At 35.1% G+C, this 25,600-nt stretch carries 26 protein-coding genes and 1 tRNA gene; 10 read left to right on the top strand and 17 right to left on the bottom strand.

What is annotated here, in order from left to right; translation table 11 throughout:
- Nucleotides 1–239: 239 nt before the first annotated feature.
- From QYS49_RS05185 to QYS49_RS05115, 15 genes are all read right to left on the bottom strand, one after another.
- A complete protein-coding gene (locus tag QYS49_RS05185; RefSeq protein WP_308350649.1) occupies nucleotides 240–1,298 on the bottom strand; it encodes a DUF8744 domain-containing protein in 1,059 nt (352 codons plus the stop codon).
- Nucleotides 1,299–2,066, bottom strand: a complete 768-nt coding sequence (locus QYS49_RS05180) for an ABC transporter permease subunit (RefSeq protein ID WP_308350648.1) — start codon at nucleotides 2,064–2,066, stop codon at nucleotides 1,299–1,301.
- Nucleotides 2,059–2,778 (bottom strand): ABC transporter ATP-binding protein, encoded by a 720-nt coding sequence (locus QYS49_RS05175; RefSeq protein WP_308350647.1) that lies wholly within the window; start codon nucleotides 2,776–2,778, stop codon nucleotides 2,059–2,061. Before QYS49_RS05175 ends, QYS49_RS05180 begins: the two co-directional genes overlap by 8 nt.
- Nucleotides 2,765–4,006, bottom strand: a complete 1,242-nt coding sequence (gene nosD, locus QYS49_RS05170; protein WP_308350646.1) for a nitrous oxide reductase family maturation protein NosD — start codon at nucleotides 4,004–4,006, stop codon at nucleotides 2,765–2,767. The genes QYS49_RS05175 and nosD overlap by 14 nt, the downstream gene beginning before the upstream one ends.
- Nucleotides 4,007–4,028: 22 nt before the next feature.
- Nucleotides 4,029–4,439 (bottom strand): nitrous oxide reductase accessory protein NosL, encoded by a 411-nt coding sequence (locus tag QYS49_RS05165; RefSeq protein WP_308350645.1) that lies wholly within the window; start codon nucleotides 4,437–4,439, stop codon nucleotides 4,029–4,031.
- Nucleotides 4,436–5,023 carry a hypothetical protein gene (locus QYS49_RS05160; RefSeq protein WP_308350644.1) on the bottom strand — a complete coding sequence of 196 codons (588 nt, stop codon included), beginning with the start codon at nucleotides 5,021–5,023 and terminating at the stop codon, nucleotides 4,436–4,438. Before QYS49_RS05160 ends, QYS49_RS05165 begins: the two co-directional genes overlap by 4 nt.
- Before the next feature lie 60 nt (nucleotides 5,024–5,083).
- Nucleotides 5,084–7,111, bottom strand: a complete 2,028-nt coding sequence (gene nosZ, locus QYS49_RS05155; protein ID WP_308350643.1) for a Sec-dependent nitrous-oxide reductase — start codon at nucleotides 7,109–7,111, stop codon at nucleotides 5,084–5,086.
- A gap of 37 nt (nucleotides 7,112–7,148) precedes the next feature.
- A complete protein-coding gene (locus QYS49_RS05150; protein ID WP_308350642.1) occupies nucleotides 7,149–7,667 on the bottom strand; it encodes a c-type cytochrome in 519 nt (172 codons plus the stop codon).
- Nucleotides 7,668–7,733: 66 nt separating this feature from the next.
- Nucleotides 7,734–8,960: a hypothetical protein gene (locus QYS49_RS05145; RefSeq protein WP_308350641.1), complete on the bottom strand. Its 1,227-nt coding sequence runs from the start codon at nucleotides 8,958–8,960 to the stop codon at nucleotides 7,734–7,736.
- Nucleotides 8,961–8,984: 24 nt separating this feature from the next.
- On the bottom strand, nucleotides 8,985–9,719 hold the full coding sequence (ric, locus tag QYS49_RS05140; protein ID WP_308350640.1) for an iron-sulfur cluster repair di-iron protein: 735 nt from the start codon (nucleotides 9,717–9,719) through the stop codon (nucleotides 8,985–8,987).
- Nucleotides 9,720–10,124: 405 nt separating this feature from the next.
- Complete coding sequence (locus QYS49_RS05135; protein ID WP_308350639.1) at nucleotides 10,125–10,727, bottom strand: SCO family protein; 603 nt, start codon at nucleotides 10,725–10,727, stop codon at nucleotides 10,125–10,127.
- Between the two features lie 38 nt (nucleotides 10,728–10,765).
- On the bottom strand, nucleotides 10,766–11,551 hold the full coding sequence (locus QYS49_RS05130) for a formylglycine-generating enzyme family protein (RefSeq protein WP_308350638.1): 786 nt from the start codon (nucleotides 11,549–11,551) through the stop codon (nucleotides 10,766–10,768).
- Nucleotides 11,552–11,557: 6 nt separating this feature from the next.
- A complete protein-coding gene (nirK, locus tag QYS49_RS05125) occupies nucleotides 11,558–13,045 on the bottom strand; it encodes a copper-containing nitrite reductase (RefSeq protein ID WP_308350637.1) in 1,488 nt (495 codons plus the stop codon).
- A gap of 412 nt (nucleotides 13,046–13,457) precedes the next feature.
- The gene (locus tag QYS49_RS05120; RefSeq protein WP_308350636.1) at nucleotides 13,458–14,171 is read right to left on the bottom strand and encodes a Crp/Fnr family transcriptional regulator; all 714 of its coding nucleotides are present in this window, start codon (nucleotides 14,169–14,171) and stop codon (nucleotides 13,458–13,460) included.
- 167 nt (nucleotides 14,172–14,338) lie between these two features.
- Nucleotides 14,339–15,385, bottom strand: coding sequence for an AAA family ATPase (locus QYS49_RS05115; RefSeq protein ID WP_308350635.1), 1,047 nt, complete (start codon nucleotides 15,383–15,385; stop codon nucleotides 14,339–14,341).
- A gap of 222 nt (nucleotides 15,386–15,607) precedes the next feature.
- Here QYS49_RS05115 and maoP point away from each other — a divergent pair, with 222 nt between their 5' ends.
- From maoP to QYS49_RS05065, 10 genes are all read left to right on the top strand, one after another.
- The gene (maoP, locus tag QYS49_RS05110; protein WP_308350634.1) at nucleotides 15,608–15,940 is read left to right on the top strand and encodes a DUF413 domain-containing protein; all 333 of its coding nucleotides are present in this window, start codon (nucleotides 15,608–15,610) and stop codon (nucleotides 15,938–15,940) included.
- A 60-nt stretch (nucleotides 15,941–16,000) separates the two neighbouring features.
- On the top strand, nucleotides 16,001–17,035 hold the full coding sequence (locus QYS49_RS05105; protein ID WP_308350633.1) for a hypothetical protein: 1,035 nt from the start codon (nucleotides 16,001–16,003) through the stop codon (nucleotides 17,033–17,035).
- 65 nt (nucleotides 17,036–17,100) lie between these two features.
- Nucleotides 17,101–17,571, top strand: coding sequence for a hypothetical protein (locus tag QYS49_RS05100; protein WP_308350632.1), 471 nt, complete (start codon nucleotides 17,101–17,103; stop codon nucleotides 17,569–17,571).
- A 45-nt stretch (nucleotides 17,572–17,616) separates the two neighbouring features.
- Nucleotides 17,617–18,303, top strand: a complete 687-nt coding sequence (locus QYS49_RS05095; RefSeq protein ID WP_308350631.1) for an NUDIX hydrolase — start codon at nucleotides 17,617–17,619, stop codon at nucleotides 18,301–18,303.
- Between the two features lie 116 nt (nucleotides 18,304–18,419).
- The gene (locus QYS49_RS05090) at nucleotides 18,420–19,304 is read left to right on the top strand and encodes an NUDIX domain-containing protein (RefSeq protein ID WP_308350630.1); all 885 of its coding nucleotides are present in this window, start codon (nucleotides 18,420–18,422) and stop codon (nucleotides 19,302–19,304) included.
- Between the two features lie 24 nt (nucleotides 19,305–19,328).
- Nucleotides 19,329–20,795, top strand: a complete 1,467-nt coding sequence (locus tag QYS49_RS05085) for a nicotinate phosphoribosyltransferase (protein WP_308350629.1) — start codon at nucleotides 19,329–19,331, stop codon at nucleotides 20,793–20,795.
- Complete coding sequence (locus QYS49_RS05080) at nucleotides 20,761–21,195, top strand: hypothetical protein (protein ID WP_308350628.1); 435 nt, start codon at nucleotides 20,761–20,763, stop codon at nucleotides 21,193–21,195. Before QYS49_RS05085 ends, QYS49_RS05080 begins: the two co-directional genes overlap by 35 nt.
- Nucleotides 21,183–22,205, top strand: coding sequence for an SPFH domain-containing protein (locus tag QYS49_RS05075; RefSeq protein WP_308350627.1), 1,023 nt, complete (start codon nucleotides 21,183–21,185; stop codon nucleotides 22,203–22,205). Before QYS49_RS05080 ends, QYS49_RS05075 begins: the two co-directional genes overlap by 13 nt.
- The gene (locus QYS49_RS05070) at nucleotides 22,202–23,125 is read left to right on the top strand and encodes an NAD(+)/NADH kinase (protein WP_308350626.1); all 924 of its coding nucleotides are present in this window, start codon (nucleotides 22,202–22,204) and stop codon (nucleotides 23,123–23,125) included. The genes QYS49_RS05075 and QYS49_RS05070 overlap by 4 nt, the downstream gene beginning before the upstream one ends.
- Nucleotides 23,126–23,178: 53 nt before the next feature.
- The gene (locus QYS49_RS05065; protein ID WP_308350625.1) at nucleotides 23,179–24,087 is read left to right on the top strand and encodes a ribose-phosphate diphosphokinase; all 909 of its coding nucleotides are present in this window, start codon (nucleotides 23,179–23,181) and stop codon (nucleotides 24,085–24,087) included.
- Between the two features lie 103 nt (nucleotides 24,088–24,190).
- Here the strand turns inward: QYS49_RS05065 and QYS49_RS05060 are convergent.
- A tRNA-Arg gene (locus QYS49_RS05060) sits at nucleotides 24,191–24,262 on the bottom strand.
- Between the two features lie 124 nt (nucleotides 24,263–24,386).
- Nucleotides 24,387–25,565, bottom strand: a complete 1,179-nt coding sequence (gene hflX, locus QYS49_RS05055) for a GTPase HflX (RefSeq protein WP_308350624.1) — start codon at nucleotides 25,563–25,565, stop codon at nucleotides 24,387–24,389.
- Nucleotides 25,566–25,600 lie beyond the last annotated feature (35 nt).

The following is a 25,600-nucleotide window of genomic DNA, read 5'->3' as shown; positions in this document are numbered from 1 at the left end:
AATATGACGGTAATCATTAGCTAGGCTGATTCATGTCATTGTTTTTGAGAATTGGTTTTGATGCTTTAATTTTTATTCTTTTCATTTTGTTAGCAGACACCTTTAATTCTCTCGAACAACACCCCTATAATCCCCTCAAGGGGATAGCTCTCACGGATTTATTTCAACAGAAAACAATATAATTCATCACTATTTTTTATCAATTCCAATGCGGAGTTTTTGATAAGCTGATTGTAAATCTAATTAGTAGATATCCTTTTTTGATTCCAAAAATAGGTCATTGCCATGCTTAAAAACATCAATAGAATTAGCCAGCCATTGGCTACTCCAAAGAATTGACGGAGTTCTATATTTCCAGCAAATGAAGCCCAAACTCTTCCAATTAAAGATAGCTGGAACAATAGCCAAGGAATATAAAGCACTGGATGGTATATTAATCTCTTGACTTTCACGACTGCTGGAAAAATGATAGGAGCGTGTGCCCAGATCATGGAAAAGGCAAAACCTAGAAAGAAGCTGTGCACCCATAAATCGTAATAAAGCGCATGGTTTTCCAGAAAAATCATGATAAGCGCATGGATTAATAACCAAATAAATCCTACTATTAACCCCAATCCTATGTATCGATATTCTCCCTTTTTCTTAATGGATTTTCTTGCCATATCAAATCTCAGAAGCCAAAGTGCTATTAAGGCAATCAAGATTCCAGTAATACGACTTCCACCAAAATGGAATGGAATGAAAAAACTAGCAAATACGCCCGCAATCAGAACATATAGTAAAACAATGAATATCTTTTTGACAGGCAGAAACCTGCTCAACTCCAATCTTTCACCCACTATGGTAAAAAGCAAAAAAGCTATCCACCAAGGCACTACCATGGGGATAAAGTCTGATTTCAGTAATAAAGCATTACCCACAGCCCAACAAAAAGCACCCAATGTGATTACATAATGCGAGGCTTCTTTCACCCTCGTGCTTTGGATATACATTAGAAATGTTAAGCCTGTGGACGATAGCACTAAGCTAACGATTGCTATTTGTGTGAAGCCAAACAAATTTAAAGGCAAAGCCAAAATTGCCAGAACGGGAATTAAAAACCAGGCTTTGTTTTTCATCACAACAGCTCGTTCCATGCTAATTAAAGCCCCCAGGAAACTTCCTGTCATGATAATTCCATGATGAAAAGCAGCTTCTGGAATGTTAAATTGTGCCCACCCCAAGCGCAACCAACCGCCAATAATGCCCACTATCAATGAAAGCATCACAAAGGGCAATATCCAGATGTGCTTTGGCATTTATAAATCCTTTTTGTTGTAGGCTTTTAGTGATAATCCAAGCGGCAGAACAGTCCAAACTAGCATGACTAATAAAATGATGCTGATACCCCAATTTTGAGTGAATACTTTTTGGAAAATTGCTCCGCTATAGCCCATTAAGGCAGAAGCTTCCGTCTGCATTAAAACTAATATTCGCATCAAATCCACTGGATTTAGGAAACTAATATATAAGACAAATTTCTCAATTGGATAATCACTGAAATTATACATTAAGAGCAGAATAATCCCATCGAAAAGAAGAACAAAATAAACCCAAATCAAGAGTGAAAAGCCCATTCCTTTTGATTTATCTTTTGTCCAAACGGCTACTCCCAAAGCTATGGCTATGAATATAAAATTGAGAAATGAAGTCCCGACTATCATCAAAATAGAAGCCTTTCCGGGATTCATAAACAGAAGGGGAATACCCGCTCCTAGAAAATAGATAAGCGTAAAAACCAGAGACAGACTTAAATATAATGCTATAAAAAGTGTATTCCTTTTGATGGGCTGAGCATGTAACAACATCATAAATTCATACATATTATAGAAATAAATAGTAGCGAAAATCAAGCACAACATAGGCGTAACCAACAAGCTGACATTGAGAATTCCTGTGAGTGCTTTATCTCCCTGACCTTGAAGACTGAACAGACCAAAACACGCTACCCATAGAAAAATTAGATAAAGTAGCATCACCTTATTTTTCAATAAATCTGTCGTTATAAATTTGGCTATTTTAAACATATTGATTCTCTGTATTTAAAATGCTGGCAATAATTTTATTTAGTCTGCTTTCAGAAGTTTCTTCCTTTAAAGCCCTCATTTGTTTATCAAAATATAAGCTTCCATCCATCAAATAAACCACCCTATCGGCTATGTCATCCAGATCATTCAAAATATGAGAGGTGATTAAAACTAATTTGTTTTCCTTTTCAATAGACTCTTTCAATTTCTGTTTTAAAATTTCATTGGAAACAGGATCCAGACCTGCAGTTGGTTCATCTAAAATCAAAATTTTGGGTTTAAACAAAAATGCTAGGGCGGCACTTACCTTTTGTCGCATGCCTCCTGATAATATTCCTAGCTTCTTTTTGCCCATGCTTTCAATGTCAAAAGCTTCATATAAAGAAAGGTCATAATCAGTCACTTCAGAACGTATGCTTTTCATCATATTAAAAAGCTGATGAACCGACATGTGTTCAGGAAATCTATTGATCTGGGGCATATAACCTATAGTTGATCGATAGGCACTTTGATTTCGGATATTTTCATTTTGCACATTAATCTCTCCTTTTTCGATGGTCACCAATGCCAAAATACTCTTAATAAGCGTAGTTTTACCCGAACCATTCGGTCCAATTAAAGCCACACATTCTCCTGCATTAAATTGGAGATTGATATCGTTCAATACTTTATGTTTAGCAAAATGCTTATTTAAATTTTTAATTTTGATCATAATGATTGGGTTTAATCTTCGGTTTTTGATCAATAAGCTGTTCGGGAATAAATTGAGGAAACAGACGTTCTGCCGCATCCAAACTATTCACCAGAAAGCTGTGCAATAACATACTAGCAGCTGGGATTTTGTCGGTGACAATTGCAAAGAGATTCACAGGACGATGTGGTACATCCCCAATTCCATCTTTATTCAAATCATAACCTGAATATTGGCTCCAGTAATTTCCTTCAAAATGATTCAGATTTGATTTTGAGTTGGTCAGGACTTCAAAAGTATTGCCCACAAAATCGTTTTTTATAATCTGATTATCTAGGCTATTGCCTTTAATGTCCATGGCTTTGCCATTATTATGAAAGAGATTATTTTTAATTGAAAGCCTGTTGGCTCCTTCAGCATAAATCCCCACCGTATTTCTTGAGAAGTTATTATTTTCTATGCTTCCATCTGAAATTTCTTTGAGCAATAATCCGTAGCTAGCTCCTCCCCAATTATCCAAAAATTCATTTTCGATCATTTCGATCTCTTTGCTGAACATTACCGCCACGCCCGATCCATTGTTTTGGAATCGGTTATTTTCATAAAGGTCATTATTGGAAAACATAAAATGCAGTCCATAGCGCATATTATTTCTACTGATATTATTGGCGATATAGCTCTCATCCACAAATTCAAAATAAATTCCATCTCTATGCATAGAAACTTCATTATTGCTCACCTGAATTCGTTTTCCTTGCCAGATGTGGATGGCATTCCCTGCTGTAGATTCGTCTTCAGCTCCACCAATAATTTTATTACCATCGACTACACAATTATTAGATTTCTGTAGATAGATCCCAAAAAAGGTATTGATCAGGGTGTTATGGAGGATTTTAACATCTCGAACTCTATTGAGGCGAATGGCTGCTCTATCTTTTATATAGCTAACGCCTATATTTTTTAAGGTCATATTCTGGATAGTCACATTATCGCTCTGAACAATAAATATTTCATCTCCTTCTTGGCTGTCCACTATGGCGCCTTCTTCACCAATGATGGTCAAGGGTTTTTCTATTGAAATCAAGTTTTCATTGTAAACCCCAGCTTTTACCATGATAGTATCATAATCTGAAGCTTGCAGGACTGCCTTCTTTATGGATTCATTTGGCTTAACAATAATTGTTTTAGCTAGCAGACTGCCTGAAAGGAGAGTAAAAGTGAGGAAGGAAAGCAGGAAGTAGCGAGTCATTAAAATGGTCTATTTAAATATTTTAGTTGAATGATTTTTTCAATTTTTTCCAATCTAAACTTTCAAATTCTTTAGGTTGATTAGCAAATGCAGCTAGATTTTTGCCCATAGGGCTTTTAAAGTGTTCATTTTTCACAAAGTGCAATCCTTCCACTTTTTTAAGTTTTTTGGGTTCATCATAAGCTATTACCATGATATAGCTAAACTCGGTTTTAGGATTTTCTTTGAGATATGGAATCATACACTCAATAGCATCGAATTTATAGATTCTTCCTTTATCGGTTACCAGTTCAGCACCATATTTAGGATCAGAAATTGTCATTTTGCAATAAATACAATGATCACTTCCAAAATTTATAGGTTCGGGTTCAATAGAACATGCTATTAAAACTGAAATAATAGAAAATATAAATAAGAGCTTAAGTATTCTCATTTGCTTTTTCTTTTAACCCAAAATGCAGCCAAAGCAAGTATAGAAGATAAGCCTAAAAAACCACTCCCCAAATGAGGATAGGAGGTTACATAGAAATTCAGTAAATCCTTTTCTCCTAAAAGTGGAGGCATATAAGTCATACCTTCAACTTTAATAGGAGCTTTGGGATCAAGATTGTGCCCATAATCATATAACCATAAATAGAAATCATAGATTCCAAGCGCTCCTAAAATAGCAATAATTATAAACCAAGATAAATAAGCCCAAGCTTTGTTAAGGACTAAGGAAATCAATCCTAATGCCATCATAGAATAAGCCACAATCGGAAAATATTTCAACTCAGGAATAGAGTCAGGTTCGATATATTGCATACCTATATAATGATTCAGAATATTAATATTTTGAATGATATTCTTCTCACTCCCCGAAATCTTATTGACCCAGATGTGCATTTTCAGTCCACCTGGAAACTGTGCTGCATCTAAGGTAATTTGCCATAAAGGAAACAAGAAAACAGCTCCTAAGGACAATATTCCCAATAGCATCAATAATTGTGGCAATCTGCTTTTTTGCTTGAGTGACATCTTGCTTTATTTAAATATGTTAGAAAAACTGCCGGTAGTTAACCGGCAGTTAAATAGATTTTATTTACCAATATTGGCATTTTGCTTAGCCTTCTCATAGAAGTCATGAGCAGCTTGTTCATTTTCTCTCAATTTCTCATTTAATCCCCATTTTATTGGAACATCTGAGCCTTTAGGAGAAACTCTTGCATAACCAGACATTTCCTGGTGAAGTGCAGAACAGAAATCTGTACAGTAGAATGCAAATACACCTGGCTTTTTAGGCTCCCAAAGTAAAGTTCTAGTTTGTCCTGGCATTACTAACAATTCAGCATTTGTAGCACCTTGAATAGCAAAACCATGCGGTACATCCCAATCTTGCTCTAAATTGGTAAGGTGGAAATATACTTTATCCCCAACTTTAAAACCTTCAATATTATCCGGAGCCAAGTGACTTCTGATGGCAGTCATGTAAACATGTACTTCATCGCCATCACGCTCTACTCTAGTTTTGCTTTCTCCTAATGTAGCATGAGGATGTTTATTCTGCTCAATATCATAAAATTTAACAGAATTTGGTTGAATTTTATCAGCACTAATTGCTTGAGCATAATGCGGTTCTCCCTTGGTTGGGAAATCCAAAATCAATTTCATTTTATCACCACTTATGTCAAATAATTGAGCTGAGTGCGCTAATTCAGGACCTGTTGGCAGATAACGATCTTTAGTGATTTTATTCATCGCCACTAAATACTTGCCGTCTGGTTTTTTAGTTTCTCCACCAGGGATTACTAAGTGACCAGGAGAATAGAAAGTAGGCTGACGATCTAAAATTTCTTTAGATTCTACATCCCATTTTACTACTTCAGATGAAATAAAGAAAGTAGTATAAGCATTTCCTCTTCCATCAAATTCAGTGTGCAATGGTCCTAAGCCTGGCTTTTTAACAATGCCATCAAGTGCAGCTTCATAGTTGATAATAGGAATGCCATCAAAGTTACCATCAAAATTCTTCTCTTCTATGGCTTTCATGATTTTGTCAAATGAGTAAACAGACATATCAGCAGAAAGCTTTCCGTTACCCACAATATATTCACCTGTTGGATCAACATCACAACCATGAGGTGATTTTGGAACCGGGATGAAATAAACCATGTCAGGACAATTTTTTGGATCCAAAATTTTGGTTAAAGTTTTCTCCTCTGATTCAACAATACTGGTTTCCTCATTCATTAAATTATGGAAATAGGAAGTTTGTCTTTCTGTAAATTTCCCTTCCTTCATATATTGCTCAGCTTTTTTCCAGTTGATTACAGCCATCAAATCTTTATCTTTTTGAGAAGCATTTACTTCCAAAAGACTGTGCTCTTGCTCTGAATTATAAGTGGTTAAAAAGCTCCATCCGTGAGATTTTCCTTTTCCATTTCTAGCTAAGTCATAATTAAAGCCTGGCATTTCAATTTGGAAAGCCAATTCCATATGGCCATGCTCAGGATCAACTGAAACATAATTAATTAAACCTTTGAAGTTCTTTTTATAAGTGTCAATTGGCACATCCTTTTGAGGGATAGGAACTGAAAAACGAGTACCTGAAACTAAGTATTCAGAGTTTTCTGTAATAAAAGGTGCACAGTGCAAACCTGCTACATCAGGAATCTCCAAAATTTCAACTGTTTCGAATGTTTTTAAATCTACTCTAGCAATTCTAGGCGTATTATTTCCATTTACAAATAACCATCTACCGTCAAATTCACCATCTTTTTGCGATAATTCAATATGGTGAGAATCATCCCAAGGCACTTCTCCATAAGAAGTATTGAACATGGCTTTAGTTTCTTCACTGTATCCATATCCATTTTCAGGATATTTTGAAAAAACTGGAATTTCTTTTAATAATCTTCCTGAAGGTAATCCGTAGGCTGTAATTTGTCCACTATAGCCACCAGACATAAAAGCATAAAACTCATCGTATTCACCAGGAGCAACATAGGCTTGCTCGGCTGCGCTACCTCCCAAAACTTGAGAGGTTTCTGAACCTTGATTGCCGCAGGAAGCCATTAAGAAAATCAGGCTTAATCCTGCAACATAATTTAAATAGTGTGTTTTCATGTTACATTTTAGTTTAGTTAAAAAAATTAATTGGTATTTAAGAATTAATAGCTTCATCCTTTTTACCAGCTTTTTCCACGTCATTATTTCTAAAGAATTCTAGGATTTTTCGTGCATCATCCGGTTTGATGTTTTGGTTTGGCATTCTGGTCATACATTCTTCCAAAAGTTTCTGAGCCGTTGGGTCTTCTGCCAACATCACATCCACATTGGTAATCATGTTCATGATCCATTCTGGTTTTCTTCTATTCGTTACGCCTTGAAATCCAGGTCCAACAACCCTTTGATCTGTTAATTTGTGACAAGCAGAACACTTCATATCATAGATAGCCTGACCTCTTTCAACCCATTCTTTATTTAGTGGATCGGAAACTTCTACCTCAGTAAATTCTCCAACTCCTTTACCCATTTTAATGGATTCTGGCATTTTGTCTTCTTGCTTCTCTGTTGTTTGTTTATCAGCTTCAGCCTTATTATTTGACTGTTCATTACCTCCACAGGCAAATAAAAATACGGCTGCAATGATTGTGGTACTTAAAAATTTTAGTGATTTCATAGTTGTTTGATTTATGTTAAAGTTATTAATTGATTTATGTAAGAAAAATGATTTAAGTCATGTTTTTTAGTGATTTGTTGCAATTTGAAATTTTCCTTTTTTTGCGAATGCTCTTAAAAAAGTAAGGATTGCTATCGGTAAAATGCAACTAGCATAAAACAGCCCTTCATGAAAATAAGGGAACTTTCCTAATTCCTGCCAGTAAAAAAACCCTTGTAAAAACATGATCAACTCTGTTAAGAGAAATCCGATTAAAAGGAGGATTACTGCTGATTTTTGAAGAGTATTTATCGCAGATTTATAATCAAAAAGATATTCGAGCCATATATAGGCAGTAAAAAAGCCTAACATGTTTAAATGAATAAAGCCTATAATAAACAGCCTCAATAAAACCGCCATTTCAGCCATTTCAGGAATCACCAATGCAAATTGAAAAATTGTTCGTGTTAAAAACACTGTAATCAATAGCTTCAATAAGAGTTTTTGCGCTGCACTCAATGAGTTCTTGAGTTGTATCCAACTGCTGCCAAATGATTTAATTAAGGCAAGAACAGCCAATAACTGAAGCACTACAGCTACAGCATTAACATAATAACTGAATTCCCATCGATAGCCCCAATAAAGGACCAATGCATAACTCAAGATATTCCCTAGCAATAATAGCCAGTAAAACTGTTTGAAAGCTTTATTGCTAATTTTAAGAATATTCCCAAAACGATTGAAAAATAAAGCCAACAATGCAAATAGCAACCATCCGTTAAATTGAAAGTGTAAATAAAACTGAATAGCGATTTGATAAATGACATTTGCACCATTTTTAGATGCCATAATATAGGCTACCACAAAAACGCCAACAGTAGAAATAAATAAAAATAAAATGGCAGTTCTAAGCAAGAGAGAGCTCTTAAAATCTTTTCTACTGTGATCTTTCCAAACTCGTACAGCAAAAATATAGCTTAAAACAATATGCAAAGTGGAAAAGAAAATAGAAAAGACAGCATAGCCTTGAATTGGAAATGCAATTGCCATACCTAATACCGTAAACTGAGTTAGCCAAAAAAGCCAGGTATAAATGGGCTTATCAGCTTTTTCTTTAGGTAGCAACTTGGCATGTATCACAATAAAAAACCCTAGATATAGCCAGCCCAGCAGGGCTACATGTGAATGTCCGTGCAACATATTTCTGTAGTCCAACCAATCAATTTCCCAAACAAAAGCTCCTCTGAGGAGCAAGCCCATCAGAGAAGCTATCAGAAAATTAACCAAACTAACTATTAACCAAGTTTTCTTCATGAATTTAGCCCAAGGCTATTTTATTCAGTTTAATGAATTAAAACTTTCCTCCACTCTCACAGCTTTCGGAAAGAGTATATTATTTTCTAAATGAATATGTCTATGTAAATCGTTTTCAAATTCCTCCAACAATGCGAATGTCACTCTATAGGTATTGCAAGCATGTTCTGGTGGAGTATAGTTATTTGTTAATCTTGCGATTTCTTCAAAGCGATCTCCTTCTGCTTCATGTTCAGCCATCATCATTTTAATAGGATTCTTGACTGTTTCAAAATGAGGGGCTTCTATAGAACTACCATCATTTAAATGCTTCTCTAATTTACGAACATGAGGGAAAAGAATAAATTCTTCTTTTTTCATGTGGGCAGTCAATTCCCCCGCTGACTCAAAAAATAGTTGTTTTACTTTATGCAATTCAGGATTTGAATCACCATGCACTTTGCAAATTTTGGTCAGATATGGCTTTAGTTCTTCAATTGTCCTTTCAACATATCTATGATGCGTTTTTTCTATATAGTCAGCCAGAAGATCCATTGGCCATCTTTTAAAATCTATATCACTTTGTTCTGCTTTGTCCATTACGGCTTCAGCCAAAGCAATCTCAACCTCTCTTTCAGGGATGTTTTTTGCCTCGCATGCTTCCTGAATTGATCTACCGCCTTTGCAGCAAAAATCAATGCCAAATGATTTAAAAACTGATGCTGTGCGATAATCTTCCGCTACCCATTCTCCTATGGTTTTTTCTTTGTAAACGTTCATAACAGTTGTATTTAAATATAAATTTTTGTTTTGCTTTTACCTAATTCTAGGTATTCATTATTGACACAAATATAAAAGGATATTTTGGTCTTTTTATCTTTTATTACGAAATAATTTCAAAAAGGATGATATTTGTTAGTATTTTTTATCCACATTGAGAAAAGGATTTAATCTCTTCGCCTGCATTTATGCCTGCTTGTTCAGGCAAGCCTCGACAATTGCATGAAAGAAAATTTAGCGGCATTGTACGCTATCTACTTCCTTATCTGGTTGTGAAGACTGTTCTGCACAGGCAGACAGACAGGGTCAAAAAAAGATGATATTTGTTGGTTATTTATTCCGATTTTGAAGGGAATTTCTAAATGTTATACAAGCAGAAAAAAAGCACTTTCTACTTGTTCAAGGTCAATTACTCAATTCAATAATCTGTTCAATCGTTTCTTTATTATTTACTCCCAAGCCTTCTTGTTGATGTTGCATCACTCCTTCTGCATCAAAAACAGAGATAATATTAGAGTGAGAAAAATCTATAGGAGAGATTTGTTTGTATTTTACCGCAACTACATTGGCAAATTCCCTAACTGTTTCTTCAGTTCCTCTTAAGAATAACCACTGATCGCCTTCCAACTGATATTCTTTACCATATTGAGTTAATCGCTCAGGTGTATCATTTTCGGGATCAATACTTACTAGAACATATTTTACATTTTCCTTTCCTTTTTCAGCCACTTGTTTTTCAATATTGCGCATATCGGCAGCTAATCTAGGACAAGCCGTTTGGCAGGAAGTATATACCATAACCACAGCCAAAACGCTACCTTGCAAATCTTTAAATTCTATTTGCTTATTGTGCTGGGTAGTCCATTCGGAAGTGATATTGAAAATTGATAGGTCATTGAATTCTTCTTTGGAAGTAATGCCCTTATCTTCATCATTTGATTCGGGTTTTTCGACATTATCACAAGCGAAAAATAAAACAGTAGCGAGTAATATCATTAGCGTTTTCATAGCGATTGTATTTATAAATTAGTTAGTATTAGCCCCTTTCATTGATTTAGTTCTAATTCGTCATCGTAATCTTTCACGCATCGAAAGCCCATATTGCTCATGGTATTTCTGGCCTTCAAGCTGGATCTGATCGCATAGCGCATAAAGGCGGCATAATTCATTAAATCGTTGGCACTGACAGCTCCTCCTGCGCAAAATAAATTAGCATCTGTGTTATTATTGGATCTTGATTCTCCGGTTATCATGATGCTGTTGAAATCGTAAACCCATTCCCAAACCAATCCATGTAAATCATAAACTCCATAATAATTAGGACTGCTTTGCCCCACTTCTTTCAAATAGGTTTTAGGTTTTTCATAGCCTGAAACTATTTTTTGGTTGAACAAGCTGTCTTCCCTAGCATCAATTGAATTCTCACTTGCCTTCGCGGCAAATTCCCATTCATCTGTTGTAGGAAGGCGCTTATCCTGACATTCACAATAAGCTTTGGCTGCATACCAAGAGACATTATTCACTGGGCTGTTTTTTAAATGCTTTGGTACTTCACCATCAGCAGTCCATTTGGTCAGATAGCTAGCATCTGCAAATAATGCTTTCACATTTTCTTTAGACCATTGAGGATATTGCTTGATAAATTCAGCAAACTCTTGATGCGTAACAGGTTTAGTATCCATATAGAATGACTCTATTTCAACCTGCACTTCCTCTTGACTTCCATAAAGGGGGATGTAAACTCCCCCTTCAATTTTGAGCATCTCAAGATCCTGTCCATTTAAATTCAAATGAAAAAAGAACAAGATTGCAATTGTGAAATATCTAAGCATGATATTTTATTTAGTGTTTTTTACTTTTTCAGGTGTAATGGTAGTTCCATTATTTCCCCAATTGCTATAAACATAATTGAGTACCGCTGCTACATCTTCATCGCTCAATCTTTGAGCAGGCATTGCACTATTATAGGTTTCACCGTTTACTGTAATCTCACCTGTCAAACCATTTACCACTGCATTTATAGCCTTGTCAGGATGATTATTTAGATAATCAGATTTTGCTAATGGCGGGAAGGTTTTAGGAATACCCTGACCTTCTGCCTGGTGACATGCCAGACAGTTTTGAGAGTAAATCTTTTTCCCTTTTGTGATGCTGGTTTGCAAATCAAAGTCAGCTGGTGCTGAAACTTGCTCTTCAACCACTGCTTCTACCTGTTTTTCCTGCGGAGGAGTGCTTTCAGCAATTTCTGATTGTGGATTATAAGGAATTGCCTCTGTACCTTCGTCATATACTACATGATTTTCCTCACCAGAGACACTTAATATACCCAAAGCTCCTTTATTAAAAGCTCTAAAAATAGAGTGGTCAACCAAAACCAAATTATCAGGGGATTCCACAGTGAACTCCAGCATTGCTGACCCACCAGCAGGTACTAGAGTAGTTTGTACATTCTCATTAATACTTTTTCCACCTTCTAGGTGAACTCTGTCAAAAATCTCTCCTATCACGTGAAATGAGGAAGCTAGATTTGGACCACCATTTCCAAAGAAAATTCTTACGGTTTCCCCAACTTGCGCAGTAAGTGCATTTTCACCCGTTAAAGCTCCAACTTTACCATTAAAGACTACATAATCTGGATTTTCATCTACTGCTTTTTGCAAATCGAAATCTTGCAAACCTTTTTCTCCGTGCTTGCCTTTAGTGTAAAAATCGCCTTGCATCACATAATACTCTTTATCTACAGGTGGTAAACCTCCTAAGGGCTCAACTAAAATCAATCCATACATACCGTTTGCAATGTGCATTCCAACTGGGGCTGTAGCACAGTGATAAACATATAATCCTGGATTAAGTGTTTTAAAAGAGAAGGTTTTCTGTTGTCCAGGTGCTACAAAAGAAGCTTCAGCTCCTCCTCCTTGACCTGTCACAGCATGCAAATCAATGTTGTGTGGTAATTTATTGTCAGGGTGATTTTTAAGCGTAAACTCTACTATGTCACCCACTCGAGTTCTAATAAAAGAACCGGGTACACTCCCACCAAATGTCCAGTAAACGTATTCAACACCGTCATCCATTTCAGCCACCTCCTCTATGATTTCCATATCAACAAAAAGCCTTTTGGCAGTTCTTTTACCTATCGGTTTTGGAACATGAGGTGGGGCGGTTAATTCCGCTTTCATTGTACCTACTACTTTAATGTCTTCATTTTTATTTCTGTTGGATTTCACAACTTCTTCCTGTTGCTGACAAGCCGCGAAAAGAAAAGGGAATAACAGTGCAAAAAACAAATAAGCGAATCGTGTCTGTGTTTTTCTATGCGTTTTCATAATCTATAATTTTAAATATATTCGGATGTTTTTATCCTTTTTTGTTTAAGGCAAAGATCAATAGAGAATTTTACAATAGAAATGTTCCAAATCAGGGATTAAGAAGTTTATTTACAGGAATTAGTCTGCGAAAACGCAGGAAACTAATTAGGGCTTGCTTAAAATTAGAATACATAATAAAATAATCTTTAGACCTATTTTGGCAGTGATCATTGAGGAATAGTATTTCAGCAAATGCCAGAATTATATAGGTACAATTCTAAATTGTTTGCACTAGAAAATCAAAATTTGATTTTCTAGTGCTCTAGCCTCAAGCACCTCATCTACTTCCCGGGCTAAAGCTCGAAGTATTACAATACTCCTTCACTTAGCCCGGTTGTATATGAGGCACTTGAGACTTTTTAAGCAAGCCCTAAATAAACTGTTCGTATTCGGAGAGTAAATTATAAACTCCAGGTAGGTTTTCAATGCAAATACAACGACCATCCAGAGATAATAATCCATCATTCTTCATATGGCTGATGGTTCGGCTAACTTGTTCAGCATTTGTTCCAGCAATCTGTGCCAGTTCTTGTCTACTGAGCATAATCATGATTTTACCCTTATTATTTTTCTCACCTACAATTTCACCAGCATAAACAATTGCGTAAGCCACCTTTTCATCTGTGGTCATCTGGGCAAAGAATTTATTTCGCATTTCACTTTTGCGTAGTTCTTTAGAATAGAACATCATGATGTCTATAGTGAAATGAGTATTATTCAAAAAGGCATCATAAAGCAATTCATTATTTAGAAAGCAAATTCGGGCATCATTGATTGCTACTGCCCCTATCGGATAATTTTCCTTAGCCTCTCCTTTGTGTCCCATCATGTGACCAGCTTTAGCTAATCGCACTATATTTTGCTTTCCAGAAAAACTACTGCTCACAATTTTTACATCTCCTGATTGAATAAAGTATGCTCCAAATACGGGCGAGCCCTCAGAGAAAATATATTGTCCTTTTGGGTAAACCACTTGATTCTTGAATTCGCTGATTTTGGCTAGCCACTCCGGATTCGTCCTTTTCACAAAACATGAAGTGGTAGTACATTCTTCACAGCTTATTTTGTTGGTTTTTTGGGGCATATTGAAAATAAGGATAAAATTTATTTCAGTTTATGACTGAAAATTCAAATTTAAGCAATAATTAATACTAATGTAAAATTAGTTTCTTTCTATCAAATCCGTGATGTTCAATAGTCTGTAAATAGATTATATTCAGTAAAAAATACCCTATTAAAAAAGGTCTCCACCTAAAAGCCAATTCCATTATTACTATTCAGCTGATATTGATGTTCTTCCAAATAGTAAATTTCTGAGAGGTTCATTGGATTATGAACCTCCTTTTCTACACCCAGATGGGCTAGCAAAGCTTTTGATTTTGGAATGCTAAGTTTGTTGAATTCATACATTAACTTCAGCCTTCCTTTTCGCATTAAGGCTGGGTCAATCTGGTGCAGCTCCGTATTAAAAGTGGCAATGATTTTTATGCCCAATCCATCACCTAAAATTCCATCCGTCAGGTTTAATAACATGGAAATGGCTGAAGTTCTGGCACTATTATCAGCCTTTAATAATTCTTCAGCATCCTCAATAACCAAAATTATGTTTCTGTTATCCAAGAGGAAATCGGTAAGGGCAAAATCATCTAAATTGAGTGCGACTTTCGGTGGTAAAAATACCATACGCTTATTTACTTGATGAATAAGGTATTTGATATAAGAACTTTTACCAGTTCCCGGTGCCCCATAAAGTAGATACAGTCCAGATCCGTTTTCCTCTGATAGTTCTCTTTTCAATTGCTCATCAATGCCATTAAAACCATCATTATAGTGTAAGGACAAATCGATATCCTGTTTCTTAATTTCAAGATCTTTGGGCATTAAGCCCATTTTACTTTGGACAATCATAGAGATTCCTGACCTTTCATTTTTCACAAAAGCCTTCATTCCTTCAATTAGCTTATCCTTTATTTTCGCCCCAGCACCATAAGCCATTTGCATCATGTTTGCTGCTATCTCCAGTACAATATCATCATTTAAAACATAGATGGTTGAAAGCATTTCAACACCGTCTTTCTCAGAAAATTTTTCCCTTTTATGCTTAGTTATGATATTCTCTGAAAAATTTGATTCCAACCATTTACTAATTTTGTGAATATCCACATCATACATTTCAAATGTATTGGGTATCTCCTCAAAACGGCTGAAAAAAATTTGACCTGCATTAATATCTCCCTGAAAATCAAAAGGAGATAAAGTCCATTGAATTGATTGTTCGTTCTGGTGTATGCTCTTCATTCTTAAAAATTCTATAATTCTAAAATGCCAAATTAGCGGATATAGCCAAGCATTCAAATCTCTTTTTAACTTCTATTTAAGATCTTGAATTTTTGAGCATAAATAATATATTACTTAATTTAATGAAATTATTATATTCTATATTTTCAACTAAACCTATCAAGAATTAAAAACGCTAAAGACTCCCACCTAAAATTAATTACTTAAAAAGGAAAATTTAAAATGGACTGTAGCCTTGCCATTTTTAGTAATGAAGAAAGAGAGATTTTAGAAAAATACGGACATTGGTTCAAAGCTTTGATTTCTGGTGAATTAGGACCTTATACTGAAAAACAAAAACTATTTATAGAAGCAGCAAAAAACGAACGACATCCCATCTCTATAGAAGAAAAAACATGGTTTAAATATACCAAAAGAAAGGAAATAGAAGAAAAACATGGACATGTGCTGAGTTCCAGGCCAGAATTAAAAACTGATCCTTTTTACTCCAGAGAAGGAGCCAAACATTTGAGGAGAAGTCAAATGAGCACAATGGGGAAAAATCATCGGGCTTAATTGGTTTATAGATTTAAAGTTTAAATTTGGCTACCAATGACAACTACTAGATTTTGAAACATGTACATTTTATTTCCGGGAAGACATCATATACTTACCTCATTTCAATTCGAATATCTTACAAAAACAATAAAGTCATTATCTGAAAGTCCATTAAAGAATACAGATGGATCAAATGATATAGAAGGTATTATTTTCGCAGTTACTTCGGCAAATCATAGTGGCACAAAGCGCAATCCGGTGCCTTTTTACTTGCGAGCTATGATGATACAGGAATTCTCAAAGAATCTTGATGTACCCATCTATGTTATCGGAATTGATGATGTAGGAACAATAGAAAATTTTGCAAATTATACTGTTAAACAGATCAAACATCAAACTGACGGAGAATTAAATCTTACAGCCGAAAACACTTCTGTTATTTGTTCCACACCAGTATTGAAAATGTACCAAGAGTTGGGCTTTACTATCCTTCCTGCTGAATTGGAAGATATTAACAACCAAAAATATCATGCTAAACTACCTTGGGATATAGTGGAATTAATTGTTGAAAATAAAAATTGGGAGAAAGATCAAAATATCGTTCCCCTAATTCATGAATCAAGTTCTAAAATTTGGAATACTTACAATCTTGGAAGCAAAGTTAGAAGGATATTATCAGATCCAATAATCGGGGAGGATGGAGATATTACTGAGTCAAGAGATTATAACACCTATGTTCGTCAAATGGATGAAATAGCAGAGCTTAAATTCAGGGAAACAAGTCCATACATATTATCGGGTCGAATTGGAGATATTGGATGTGCCGTAGGATCTTGGATTAAGCAGGCATGTGAGGTGTCCGAATTGCGAGAATCAGATTTCTATGGAATTGAAGTAGCACGTCAATTATACGATATATGCATTCAAAGAAAGCATAATGGTGAATTCAAAAACCCAAATGTCTTCTTTGCACAAAAAAATGCGGTCACTGCTTTAGTCTTCGAACAGCATTCAATGAATACAATCCATACTTCTTCACTGACTCATGAAATTGAATCTTATGGAAGCAGATCAGATTTGTTGAGTTTCATTCAAAATCGTTTGAGGAACTAAAATCTGGAGGTGTATGGATCAATAGAGATGTAATTGGCCCTCAAGATGGCAAGAAAGAAGTTTTAATGCTCTTAAATAATGAAGATGGCGCAAATGAAAATATCTATCAATCTTTCTCAAACCAAAAAGAGTTAGCAAACCATCTCAATAGTCTTTCTACCTTTTCAAGATTCCTGAGGTTTACAGAAGATTTTAGAAAAGAAGAAAATGATCAAATAAGCTATAGTCTAAAATCTATTGAAGGGAAAACCTATATTTTGCTGCAACTCAAGGATGCTGCAGAATATATGCTGACCAAGGACTACACAGATAACTGGAATAGCGAAATGCATGAACGTTTCTGTTTCTGGAGCATCAAAGAATGGAAAGAACAATTAGAAGCAGTAGGTTTCGAATTATCAAATAATTCGATTGCCTACACTAACCCATGGATTGCTAATAACAGGTTCGATAATAAAGTAAAGTTGTTTGATGAACAAATGCAAGAATTACCCTATCCACCAACCAATGCTTTAATGATTGCAAAAAAACTCTAGCTGTTAATTTGTGTAATAATTACATAATTTACTAACTTTATCAGTATGACTATAACTCAAAATATTAAGGTTGCTGTAGATGCAGTAGTTTTTGGCTATAATTCAACTGATGGGCTATCCATTTTACTCATAAAAAGAAAAAGTGACACTTTTCATGGTACCTGGGCACTTCCTGGAGGATTAGTCCATGAGGGCGAATCACTAGAACAAGCTGTAACCAGAGAGTTAAATGAGGAAACAGGAGTGTCCATTAATTATTTGGAGCAGTTATACACTTTTGGAAAACCAGAAAGAGACCCAAGAAATAGAGTTGTATCGGTTGCTTATTATGGATTGGTTAAACCTGATATTTTTAAACTTAAAGCTGCAACTGATGCAAGTGATGTTGCTTGGTTTGAAGTTAAAAGACTTCCAACATTAGCTTTCGATCATAATGAAATTATTTCCGAAGCCATCAAAAGGCTTAAAGGTAAAATCACCTATGAACCTATTGGATTTGAACTCCTAGATGAAAAATTCCCTTTTTCAGAATTAGAAAAACTGTATATGACAGTATTGGATCGACCATTGGATAGAAGAAACTTCAAAAAAAAGATCATGAAATTCGGTTTCTTAGAAGAAACCAAAGAAAAGCAAAACTTATCAGGTGCTGGCAGACCTGGTAATTTGTTTCAATTTAATCAGGAGAAGTACTTTCAACTCAAAAAAGAAGGCATAAACTTCGAAATATAACCCACTGAAAATTAAAGCTGTATAAATTTATTTTACTATTTGCGTAAAAATTACATGAAATATTTTGTGTATTAATTACACTTATTTATATTTGCGTATATTAAACGCAATTAGAAATGAAGACAGCAGTAATAATAGCAAGATTTCAGACCCCGTATTTACATAGCGGTCATACTGAATTAATTCAATCCGTAAAAGCTAATCACAATAAGCTCATTATCATTTTGGGTATTTCACCAATTGCTGGTAGCAAACGAAATCCTTATGATTATTATACCAGGGAAAAAATGATAAAAGCCAGCTATCCTGAAGTAATTGTACTTCCCTTATCTGATCATCCTGATGATAATGTTTGGTCGCAAAATCTGGATACTTTGCTAAAGAATACTTTCACTACCGAAGGATTCATTTTATACGGAAGTAGGGACAGTTTCATTTCCTATTACAGCGGAAAATATGAAACAGCAGAATTACCACAGCATGGTGATTATAACTCTACAGATATCCGAAAACAATATGCTGATAGAGTTACAAATTCAGAAGATTTCAGGGCAGGTATTTTATATGCCTATCACAATCAGTACACAAAAGTTTATCCGACTGTTGATGTTGCTGTCTTTAGAAATAACAGAACTGAAATTTTGCTGGGGCAGAAGGTAATCAACAAAAAATGGAGACTTATTGGTGGTTTTGCCGATGCTGAGGATTCCAGTTTTGAAGAAGCTGCAAAAAGAGAGCTAACTGAGGAATGCGGACCAATAGAGGTCAGTAATTTAAAATACGAAACCTCACTCAAGATTAACGATTGGCGGTACAGAAATGAAGCTGATAAAATTATCACCACTTTATTTAGCTGTGATCATCAATCTGGAAATCCTATTCCTTTAGACGACATAGAGCATCTGGAATGGATAAAAGTCAATGACTTATTTCAAATGATAAAGGATAAAACAATAACTGAGGAGCATATAGCACTATTTCAGTTCCTCTTGAAAAAATAATATTCACCATTAAATAATAAAGCCATGAATAGAAATAACTTAATATTATTAGCAGATGCCTACAAATATTCCCACCACAAGTTATATTACCCAGGCACAAATAAAGTATATAGCTATTTGGAAAGTAGAGGTGGGAAATTTAACTCTACTGTCTTCTATGAACTTCAATATTTCATAAAAGAATATTTAGAAGGAATAGCTTTTACTCAACAAGATTTGGATGAGGCAATTCCTATTTTAAAAGAAGTTTTTGGTAGGGATGATGTTTTCGACCCAAGCAAATTCCAATACATATTAGATGAATATGATGGAAAACTGCCCATAAGAATAAAAGCAGTTCCTGAGGGTACGGAAGTTCCTGTAAGCAATGTACTCTTGACTATTGAAAATACAGATCCCAATTGTTTTTGGTTAACCAACTTTTTGGAATCATTACTCATGCAGGTATGGTATCCTATAACTGTTGCCACAATTAGCAAAGAAATTAAAAAGGTTTTGACCAATTTCTATAGGGAAACAGCAAGCAATGGGGCTGAGGCAGGTATTGATTATGTATTAAATGATTTTGGCTTGCGGGGAGTCAGCAGTGTTGAAAGTGCAGGATTAGGCGGTAGTGCTCACTTGGTAAACTTTCAAGGAAGTGATACAATCATTGGATCTGTGCTGGCGCAAAAATATTACAATACTTCTACAATTTACGGTAAAAGTGTACCCGCTACAGAACATAGTATTTGCACATTATTAGGAGAGAAAGGAGAACTCGACATCTTCAAGCATGTGCTAAACAGCTTTCCAACAGGAATAGTAGCCTGTGTTTCCGATAGTTACAATATTTTCAAGGCTTGTGAAGAATATTGGGGCGAAGATTTGAAAACCCAGATAATGGAAAGGGAAGGTGTATTGGTCATCAGACCAGACAGTGGTGATCCAATTAAGACCCTATTGAGAATTTTCGATATCCTATTTGAAAAGTTTGGCTATACCATAAATGAAAAGGGATTTAAGGTACTTCCACCTCAAGTAAGAGTGATTCAAGGAGATGGGGTAAACTATGATGCCATAAAAGATATCTTTCAAGCATTAAAAGAAAATCAAATCAGTGCAGAAAATTTAGTACTGGGCATGGGTGGAGCATTGCTCCAAAAGCTAGATCGTGATACACAGAAATTTGCTTTAAAGTGCAGCTATGCTGAAATAAGTGGTGAAGGAGTAATTGTGAAGAAAAACCCTACTGAGATGGATGAAAATGGAAATATCACTGAAAGCTTTAAGAAAAGTAAAGGAGGGCGCCTTAAGCTTATCAAAAGTGAGGGAGCATTCAAAACTGTTAATGAGCATGAATATCCAGAAATTAAGGATGAACTAGTGACCGTGTTTGAAAATGGAGAAATTATTCAGGATTGGACTTTTGAACAGGTGAGAGCTAATGCAAATAACACTTTTAACGATAAACTATATGATATCAAAAGCAATATGCAGAGCATTAAATAATGCCAAGGAAAAGAAATGGGGTAAAACTTTTTGGGCATTTGATATTCATGAGACCATTGTAAAACCCAATTGGTCAACTGACAAAATATCAACTGAATTTTATCCTTTTGCAAAGGAAGCATTGCAGTTAATCAGTCAAAGAAAGGATGTAACTCGCATTTTATATACATGTACTCATCCAACGGAATTAGAGAAATATCTGTTTTTTTTCAGTCAAAATGGGATTCACTTTGACTATGTAAACGAAAACCCTGAAGTAGTGAGCAAAAACTATGGATACTTTGAAAAGAAACCCTATTTCAATGTTCTTTTTGAGGATAAAGCAGGTTTCGATGCAGAAAACGATTGGAAAGAAGTATTAAAAATAATCAACAAAAATCAAGAGATATGTTCGGTATAAACTATATTAAATTCGATTCAATGACCTATGTCATTCAGTATAAAAATGGAGAAATAGCTAGAGAAGGTAAAGGCTTATCATTCTTTTACTTTTCGCCAAACTCTTCTATTGCATCCATTCCTACTGGCAGTAATGATATCAATTTCATTTTTACAGAAACAACATCAGACTTTCAAGAAGTTAGCATTCAGGGGAACATTACCTATAAAATTGAAAAGCCTCGTCAACTAGCAGAGTTACTTGATTACACGGTTGACAGTAATGGTAACTACAAAAAAAATGACTTTGAAAAGCTAAATGAAAGATTGATAAATGAAGCTCAAACAGCTACATCTTCTTTTATTAGAGAGATGGATTTAGTGGATTCTATAAACAGTTCAAAAGAACTGTCATCTGAAATTTATCAGAATTTGAAAGATTCAAATGCGATATCTCAGCTAGGAGTTGTCCCATTAAAAATTAACATCCTATCGATAAAAGCAACTCCAGAAACACAAAAAGCTTTAGAATCTAAAGCACGGGAGGAGTTACTTAAAAGGGCTGATTTAGCAATTTATGAAAGACGTAATTTCTCAGTTGAACAAGAACGAATGATTAAGCAAAGTGAGTTGAACACTGAAATTGCCATTGTGGAAAAAGAGAAAGAGATTGCCGAAAAACAAATGGAAAGAGATGTTGCGGAAGCTGAAAACGATAGAAAAATAAGAGAAATGAAAGTGAGAGCAGATTTTTCGGTTGAATCGAAACGTCAAGAGCTGATAGATATCCAAGTAAGCAATGAAAAGAAATCTGCAGAATCACAAGGTTACGCAGTTGAGGCAATGATTAAACCTTACAGAGATTTGGACTGGAGAGTCCTCTCTGCTTTAAATCAGCAATCAGGTGATGCTCGTAACAATATTGCTTTAGCCTTTAGGGAACTTGCAGAAAATGCAGGTAAGATCGGTACTTTAAATATCAGTCCTGATTTATTTGACATGCTTCTCAAACAAGAAAAAGGGAAAAGATGAATTACGAACGAGCAATAATTATAAAAGGAAAAACCCGGTTAGAAAAGCTTCTTGATCGATATAACAGCAAATCTCAAGCGCAATTTTATATCAACCATAATGGAGGCGATTTTTCTGAATATGAATTGGAACATGAGCAGTTTTACAATGGCTTTAACTATGCTAAAAAGATTATTGGTAGACAGTTAAAACCCACTGTACTCGAAAGAAATTTCTTGCCGGCCTTTCTGTTTGAGAAAAATGATTTGATAGTAGTAATTGGACAGGACGGTTTAGTAGCGAATACTGCCAAATATGTATCCACAAATCCTATTTTTGCAATTAATCCAGATTTAGAAAGAAATATGGGTGCTTTATTGCCATTTGACTTAGATAGTTTGTCAGAGGGGTATAAACGAATACTAAAGGGGCAGAATGAATGCAAGCATATCACATTAGCAAAAGCTACAATGAATGATGGGCAAGAATTACTGGCTTTCAATGATTTCTATATTGGAAAATCAAATCACAGCTCTTCACGCTACAAAATTATTTATCAAGGTAGGCATGAAAACCAATCTTCTAGCGGAATTATTATTTCCACAGGTGCTGGATCAACTGCTTGGCTAAGCTCTGTACTAAATGAATTCAGGGGTTTGGAAAAGTTTTTAGGTTATAAAAGCATGGGCACATTTCAAAGCATGGAATGGGACGATGACAAATTATGCTATATTGTGCGAGAACCCTACAAAAGCCCTAATTTTAGTACAGATATGGTGGCAGGATACATCAATAAAGATGAAAAATTAATAATTGAATCTGTAATGCCAGATGATGGGGTTATCTTCAGCGATGGGATTATGGAAGATTATCTTGTATTTAATTCCGGTAGAACTGTGACCATTACTAAGGCTCATGACAAAGCTAAGCTCATTATATAAAACGGGCATGGCTAAAGATGAAATTTACATTCCACTCAATAAAAATTAATGAAATGAAAAAAATCATATTTAATACTTCAGACTATAAATATCTAGCTCAAAAAGTTCTTGAACTGGGTGAATTTGAAAAAGGAGAATTAGAAACAAATACCTTTTCTGATGGAGAACGATATCAAAGAATATTATCTCAAGTTGAAAACCGAAATGTAATTTTGATTGGGGGTACTGTAAATGATTCTGCAACCTTAGAGCTTTATGACCTTGCATCTGCTTTAGTTAGCTATGGAGCAAATTCATTAAGTTTGGTAGTGCCTTATTTTGGATATTCAACTATGGAAAGAGCAGTAGCTACAGGTGAAGTCGTGACAGCAAAAACTCGTGCACGTCTCCTTTCATCTATCCCAAGAAGCAATAAAGGAAATCATATCTATTTGTTTGATTTACATACCGAAGGTTTGCCTCATTATTTTGAAGGGAACTTATTTCCTATTCACCTTTATTGCAAAGAATTAATAATAGAAGCCTGTCAAGAATTTGGTGGTGATAATTTTGTACTAGCTAGTACTGATGCAGGCAGGGCAAAATGGGTGGAATCGCTAGCAAATGACATGCATGTGAATGCTGCATTTGTGTTAAAACGAAGATTACAAGGAGACAAAACAGAGGTAAATGCCGTAAATGCTGATGTTGAAGGTAAAAATGTAATCATTTATGATGATATGATACGATCTGGGGGAAGTATAATTAATGCAGCCAAAACCTATAAAAATGCAGGTGCAAATAAAATTTTTGTCATTACCAGTCACGGGCTTTTCGTTAATAATGGATTGGAAAAAATCAAGAATTCAAATATTATTGAGAAGGTAATTTGTACTGATACCCATCCCAACACGCAACTTATTAAAGATGATTTTTTAGAAGTAAGGAGTATTTCGAGACTTGTAGTGGATAATTTAAAATAAGAAGGCTGAAAATTTCACTTAATCAGATCATCATTGATTCAAGTAGATGTCAAAATAAAGACAAATCGGTACAGACTCTGCAACTTAAGCTCAGGAAACCTAGTGGTCTCGGCAGGAATCGAACCTGCATCTAAAGTTTAGGAAACTTCTATTCTATCCATTGAACTACGAGACCAATATTTTCTAATCCTTGCGGGTTTCAGTAGTTTGAAACAATGTAGACATTCATCAAAACCATAATTATACCTGATATCAAAACCCGCAAGGTTTTAAGATATTTAGAAAGACGCAAATCTAAATTAGTAATAAGTGTTTTTCAAGTAATTCGGAAAAATTGTAAAGTGCTTGGCTTCTACTAACTTTCGTAGCTTGCTTTTCAGTTCTTCTATATTTTCCTTATTAGTAGCAGAGATGAATACCACATCATTTTGTTCCTTATTCCAATAAGTGTTTTTCAAGTTCTTGATCTTTTCCTTCACACTTAACTCTTCCTCTTCTTCTAATAAATCTACTTTATTAAAAACCAATAAAGTAGGCTTATCACTAGCACCTATGTCCGTCAAAGTTTGGTTAACCACACTAATATGATCATCTAAAGTTGGGTGACTAACGTCCACCACATGAATTAAAACATCTGCTTCCCTAATTTCATCCAATGTAGATTTAAAGGATTCGATCAAGTGGGTAGGTAATTTCCGAATGAAACCCACTGTATCGGATAAGAGGAATGGAATATCATCAAAATTTACTTTACGCACAGTGGAATCCACAGTGGCAAACAATTTATTCTCTGCTAGTATATCCGATTTAGATAAAAGCGTCATTAAAGTGGACTTGCCAACATTAGTATAGCCGACTATGGCCACTCTCACTATTTTGCCTCTTGATTTTCTTTGGGTTCTACTCTGCTTTTCAATTTTAGCTAGCTTATCCTTCAACTTGGTAATGGTATTGCGGATATTCCTTTTATCCGTTTCAATCTCTTTCTCACCAGCACCACCACGAGTGGCAGTTCCACCTCGCTGTCTTTCCAAGTGAGTCCACATTCGAGTTAGGCGAGGTAATAAATATTGATTTCTAGCTAATTCTACTTGTGTTTTAGCCTGAGCTGTTTGGGCCCTGCTCAAAAATATATCCAAAATCAATAAACTCCGGTCATAAACTTTGACTTCCAGTTCTTTTTCTAGGTTTCTTAATTGAGAGGGAGTTAAATCATCATCAAATACTATCCAATCTGCATTTTCGGCTTTTATGTAAGCATTGATTTCTTCTAACTTACCTTTACCCACAAAGCTTCTAATATCAGGCTTTTCCAATCTTTGGGTAAATCTTTTGATTGTTTTTGCACCCAAAGTTGATGTTAAGAAAGCCAATTCATCTAAATATTCATTGACTTTCTCTTCGTTTTGATTTTGTGTAATGATCGCCACCAAAACGGCTTTCTTCTCCTCTTTTTCCTCTGCAGAATTATGTTGCATATATTATTTTATAGGTATTCTAATATGTAATTACG

This window comes from Marivirga salinae, assembly GCF_030503855.1.
In the GTDB taxonomy this organism is placed as follows: Bacteria; Bacteroidota; Bacteroidia; order Cytophagales; family Cyclobacteriaceae; genus Marivirga; species Marivirga salinarum.
The sequence above is the reverse complement of the archived record's forward strand: the minus strand, read 5'-3'. Positions and strand labels throughout refer to the sequence as shown.